5 protein-coding genes and 1 pseudogene are annotated in these 5,219 nt (G+C 59.7%); 3 read left to right on the top strand and 3 right to left on the bottom strand.

The features are described from left to right. Nucleotides 1–125: 125 nt before the first annotated feature. Nucleotides 126–502, bottom strand: a pseudogene (locus ACFPP6_RS36230) (helix-turn-helix domain-containing protein); the annotation flags it as partial. Between the two features lie 691 nt (nucleotides 503–1,193). Here ACFPP6_RS36230 and ACFPP6_RS36225 point away from each other — a divergent pair. From ACFPP6_RS36225 to ACFPP6_RS36215, 3 genes are all read left to right on the top strand, one after another. Continuing rightward, entirely contained in the window at nucleotides 1,194–1,517 is a 324-nt protein-coding gene (locus ACFPP6_RS36225; RefSeq protein WP_382051112.1) for a WhiB family transcriptional regulator, read from the top strand. Nucleotides 1,518–1,923: 406 nt separating this feature from the next. Next, nucleotides 1,924–2,736, top strand: a complete 813-nt coding sequence (gene istB, locus ACFPP6_RS36220; protein ID WP_465269391.1) for an IS21-like element helper ATPase IstB — start codon at nucleotides 1,924–1,926, stop codon at nucleotides 2,734–2,736. A gap of 222 nt (nucleotides 2,737–2,958) precedes the next feature. After that, nucleotides 2,959–3,770 (top strand): IS5 family transposase gene (locus ACFPP6_RS36215; RefSeq protein WP_382051113.1). Its coding sequence is split into 2 segments (ribosomal slippage): nucleotides 2,959–3,282 and nucleotides 3,285–3,770, totalling 810 coding nucleotides; the frame shifts between segments, so codons are not numbered across the junction. Nucleotides 3,771–4,242: 472 nt separating this feature from the next. Here the strand turns inward: ACFPP6_RS36215 and ACFPP6_RS36210 are convergent. Together ACFPP6_RS36210 and ACFPP6_RS36205 are read right to left on the bottom strand one after the other, a co-directional pair. Then, nucleotides 4,243–4,431, bottom strand: coding sequence for a transposase (locus ACFPP6_RS36210; protein ID WP_382051110.1), 189 nt, complete (start codon nucleotides 4,429–4,431; stop codon nucleotides 4,243–4,245). A 7-nt stretch (nucleotides 4,432–4,438) separates the two neighbouring features. Continuing rightward, nucleotides 4,439–4,972 carry a hypothetical protein gene (locus tag ACFPP6_RS36205; protein WP_382051109.1) on the bottom strand — a complete coding sequence of 178 codons (534 nt, stop codon included), beginning with the start codon at nucleotides 4,970–4,972 and terminating at the stop codon, nucleotides 4,439–4,441. Nucleotides 4,973–5,219: the final 247 nt, after the last annotated feature.

Genomic DNA, 5,219 nt, shown 5'->3' with positions numbered 1-5,219 from the left:
GGACGACACGCGAGGCCGATGGCGAGCGCTTCCTTGGCATATTCGGCGCATACAGAATTTATCAGGCTATCCCGGGCGGCAGGCAAACCGCACAAAACAGCAGGTAAGCGGCAAGAACATCCTCTCATCTCGTGTTTCTTGTGCTTTCCGTAGTAGAACGGACGGTCCGTAGCGATCCGGTCGATCGGCCGCAACGTCCTGTCCAGCAAAATGAGCGCTTTCATCGACGCCGCTTGGACGGCTTCGGCGAGTGTCGGCACGAGCGCGGCCAGGACGTCGATGGCTTCGGTGATGTAGCGGAGGCGGTGGTGGTACTGATGCCGAACCTGGCCGCGAGCTGAGCATACGGATGACCGTTGCGTAGGTGGGCGCCTGAGGGCTTGGCGGCCCGCACTCAGGCGCCGCCACCGTGTACCGAGACAACGGCGTGTTCGCACAGGCGAGCGACGAGGAAGCGAAGGGCAGAGCTGGACACGTCTAGCCCGGACGGGTAAACAAGCATGCGAAGCCTCTGGTGGGCGCGGGTTCTCTTGGTCGAAAACCCCTCTACCAGGGGCTTCAGCCCATCAATCAGCCCAACTGCCCAGACCACACACCAAGTTGGAAAAGACTCAGTGTTGGTGAAGACGCGGCTCAAACGGATGCAGTACTGACCTCACCGACGGCTTCACGATCAAGACCAAGTTGGACTGCAGCCCTCTGAATCCCAGCCATTGAAGATCTCTAGCTTCGTCAAAGCAGTCCTCTCCCTCTACCTGATCTGCTCAAACTGAGGACGGAAGAGATTCACTGCCTGGCCATTGGGGTAGTGACATGCCAGGTTGCATCGAGCTTATGGGAGCGTCGAACGATTATAATCACAGTCAGCCTCGTCAGAGTTCTCCTCTAAGGTCGCCTCCACCCGCACAACCGACCTTTCATGAGATCCTGTAGCAGAACCGGCAAGTGCCATTCATTTGTTAATATTGGCCTGGTCAAGCCCTCTAAATGGAAGGGAATTTACACTCGCCTCCAAGGTAAGTGCGAGATTATCTGAAGCTTAGGATTTTGAGATGGCTGTAATGGCATACTTCGTGCGCAAACGAATCGACGGGAGTGTGCCCGGCTTCCTGAAACCTTAAACGTTTCAACCATCGTGGGGATGGCAATTGTCGCTAAAGTGGAAGCGCCAGCATATAAGTAGTCGTCGAAACGTGTTACGGAGCCACTTTTGGTCGCTAATCGGGGAGGTGGATGTGTGTAAATGTGATAGTGTGCTGCCAGTAGAAAAGCGCGACAAAAATTCTACGTGGCAGGTAGATGCTGCGTGTGGAAAATTGGATTTAAGACTCGCGGATAGTTTATTCTTCGCCTCTCCTAATTCTCGGAGGAATGTGTCGCGCGCGAAGGAGATTTGCGATGGCTGCGTCGTAGCGGACCTCTGTCTGGAGGATGCACTGGAAACGGGTAGTCATTATGGAATTCGCGGCGGCTTGACCGAAAATGAGCGTCGCCCGTTATATTCTCGTCACAAGTGAGCAGTTCTCGTCAGGCGTCCGAAGTAGTCTCGGTCTAAGGCTAGAAATGAGAGAAATCTATGGCGGGCTGGCAACTGGCCGACAGTTAAGATGAGCTCGCGAGCCGGCAGTCAGCTATTTGAGCGTCCAGTATTGATTGGGGGTCGTACTCGAACTAGTGCTGCTATCTTTATCTGCGTAAATACTGTATTACCTACTTGTTCGCGGCGTGTCTACGTGGCGCCTTCCGTCATCGGCATCTTACTCACAATCGATGTGTGGAATGACGAAGTAGAAAGTATGCCATCGTGGCCGCAAGGTGTTCTGCTTTAGTGTCGGCCACTGGCAGGGATCACCGGCAGTGTGCGGTCATGTTTTTGCATTCGAAAGGCGTAGAATAATGCGTAGGGCGATGTCTGCCTCCTCGATGTCAAAGAAATGGGAAACATTCGGCCTGGTCGCACAGCGTAGAGCCGATCCGGGAGCCACCATTGAAGCCGCTTGTCGAAACCTGGGGCTGAGCACAATCCGTGCGTGCTGGGATGAGTTTGCCAACCAGGCGCTTCGTGAACACGCGCCCTATGCAGACTTCCTTGCCGAACTGCTGGAGCGTGAGTGCGCGGACCGTGACGCGCAACGCAGAATCCGCCGCTGTGAGGAAGCGGACTTTCCTCGGAATAAGCGTATTGAAGACTTTGACTTCTCCAAGAATCCCAACGTTCCGAAGGAAATCATCGATAGTCTAACACAGCCCAGCTGGATTCAATCTGGCCAGACGCTGTGCCTGATTGGTGATACCGGCACAGGTAAGTCGCATTTGCTGATCGGACTGGGAACCGCCATAGCCGAGGCCGGCGGGAGAGTCCTCTACACGACTGCGATGAATCTGGTGAACGAGCTGGCCGAGGCGGCGAGTCGCAAGCAGCTTAGACGCATGGTCAAAAAATATGGGAAAGTGGACCTGCTCTGTCTTGACGAGGTTGGCTATGTAAAGCTCGATTGCTATGGAGCCAATTTGCTATTCCAGGTTCTCACTGAACGTGAAGAACGGCACGCAATCGCCATTGCGTCCAACAGGCCGTTCGCTGAATGGCGCCAGGTTTTCACTGACAATCGGCTCTGCCGAGTAATCGTTGACCGTCTTACTTTCGAAGCTCAAATTATCGAGACCGGTGCCAAATCATTCAGGGACTCCAACGCTATCACCAGGAACAGGATAGCTGCTGCCCTGATTCGTTAAAGAAGAGCTGGCGGTATCCACAAGAACAACGGTCGTGAGTGCCGGTCAGAGTCGTGGTGATCTTGTGGGTGTCTGGTCGCTGGGGTGTGACGATCGGTGGCCGTGGCTGATGCAACGAAGCTCCGGTTGAAGACGGACGACCTTGCTTACAACGGCTAACAGAATGAGGCGGATCGGGCCTGGTGACCGTGCCTGGATGGTCAGTTGAGCGTTGGTCTTTGCATGGGGGCGTCGCCGTGGATCGTGTCGGATGAGCTGTGGGATCACCTGGAGCCGCTGCTGCCGCAGCGCGGGCGGCGCTTTCGCTATCCGGGCCGTAGGCCGTTGCCGGACCGGGAGGTGCTGTGCGGGATCTTGTACGTGCTGCACATCGGCATCCAGTGGCAGTACCTGCCGAAGGGGCTTGGTTTCGGCTCGGGCATGACGTGCTGGCGCCGACTGCGGGACTGGAACGAGGCCGGCGTCTGGCAGCGGCTGCACGAGGTCCTTCTCGCTGAGCTCCATGCCGCATCACGACTGGACTGGTCGCGTTGCGTGGTCGATTCTTCCCACGTCAGGGCCCTAAAAGGGGGCAGCACACGGGTCCGTCGCCGGTCGACCGAGGCCGGGCCGGCTCGAAGCACCACCTCATCACGGACGGCCACGGCACCCCGCTCGCCGTCCTGCTGACCGGCGGCAACCGCAACGACGTCACCCAGCTTCTGCCGCTGCTGGACGCGATTCCGCCGGTCCGCGGACGTGTCGGCCGTCCCCGCCGCAAACCCGACTCCCTCTTCGCCGACCGTGGCTACGACCACGACATTTACCGTGACCAGGTCCGTCCTCGAGGCATCGTGCCAGCCATCGCCTGCCGTGGCACCCGGCACGGCACCGGGCTGGGCACCTACCGGTGGGTGGTGGAACGGACCTTCGCCTGGCTCCACGGCTTCCGCAGACTCCGCATCCGCTGGGAACGACGTGCCGACATCCACGAAGCGTTCCCCCACCTCGCCTGCTGCCTCATCACCCACAGACAAATCAACTCATTGTGTTAGGCGTTGTAAGCCACCGTTCACAGCCGGAGCTTCGATGTGCCGTCTGTCTGCCACCGTCTGCTTGATCAAGTCGCCGTCGCGCCAGCATCACACATTGCCGTCGCTCGTCGATCGGCTGGCGGTGCTGCCCGATCCGATACGACGGCGCGGGGTGCGTCACCCGTTCATGACAATGCTGCTGATTGCGGCGTGCAGTGACAGCCGGTGCCCGCTCGTGGACGGCGACTGGGCAGTGGTCCATGGCGCCGCCGCAGGGCACCCTGGCCCGGCCCGGCGCCTGCACCGCCGGGGCACTTTCAGATACGTGTCGCGGCAGCGCTGTTCACAATCCAGCGGGTCGTGATCACGGTGTGCCCAGGCGGCATAGCGAACCTTTACTTGTTCGCTCCCGAGGATTCTCACGAAGCATGCTGCGGCTTTTTCAAGAAGATATTCTCCATCTCCAGCTCGTGGATGCGCCGCTCTTATTCTTTCAGTCATGTTCGTCCATCGGTGGAGTGAACAAGCCTGTTCTCCGCGCCCATATCGGCGGCCACATCCGGAGCGTCTCGGGATTCACCTCGAGTTCCCGGGCGACATTAGTGATGGGCTTACTGGATTGCAATGCCAGCTGGACAGCTTCCTCGCGGAACTCCAGCGTGTATGACCTCGAACGCGTCACTCTCTCATCATCGTTTCCTCACAGGACAACCCGATTGAGTCGCTCTCCGGAAACTTCGGGGCCCCTCAGCGTAGACACGGCGCATGCCCCGCACGCCGCGGAGGCGCTTGATTGCGCTGCCCAGCACCCGGCTCAGCCGCCGGTGCAGCGCACGGCCTCGTCGTCGCTGTCGAGGAGGCTCTTCGTCGATGTGCTCGGCCAGCCCCCCCGTGCGCGGGATGATGACCGACAAGCCCATGCCCTGGCAGTCCACCACTGACATCAACCACAGACAGCCCGGCCGGAAGGGGGCGATACCGAAGTGGGCGCCGGGCAGCAAGCCGGTAGCGGACGCGGTCCCCACGGTCGGGGACGATCGTGACACCGTTGATGGCGGCGAGTTCGTCGCGGTGGCGCTCGGGGCTGGGTCGAGGCGGACCGTCTCGAAGCTGCGGGCGCCCATCAGATCCATCACCGTCAGCCGTACCGGTGCCTCGGCGACCAGGCGCTCGTCGCGCAGGGTCGGCACCACGCGCAGTTTCTCGGCGAGATCGACGCCCATAGTGTCGGCCGCCGCCGTAGTCCAGGACGCCGCCGTGCTGGACTGGACGAGCAGGCGGTCGCACGTGGTGAGACCGGGACCCACTGCCCAGCAGCAGGCTCCGACCGAGGTCGCCGTCGTCTTAGTACTCCAGTGAGAATTCGTGTCCTGAGCTGGTTGTTCTCGTTGACCAGTCATGGTGGGGATGGGCGAAGTTGATTGCTGGGCTGCGGAGTTGGAGTCGGTATTCGCTCGGGTGGCGGGCCGC

The organism is Streptomyces aureoversilis (assembly GCF_042657885.1).
Lineage (GTDB): Bacteria > Actinomycetota > Actinomycetes > Streptomycetales > Streptomycetaceae > Streptomyces > Streptomyces aureoversilis.
This window is presented reverse-complemented; position numbering and strand designations above follow the sequence as displayed.

Bases quoted from the DNA above. Each gene is read 5' to 3' on its own strand.
- istB (WP_465269391.1), top strand. From the start codon at position 1,924: ATGTCAAAGAAATGGGAAACATTCGGCCTGGTCGCACAGCGTAGAGCC.
- ACFPP6_RS36205 (WP_382051109.1), bottom strand. From the start codon at position 4,972: ATGGGCGTCGATCTCGCCGAGAAACTGCGCGTGGTGCCGACCCTGCGC.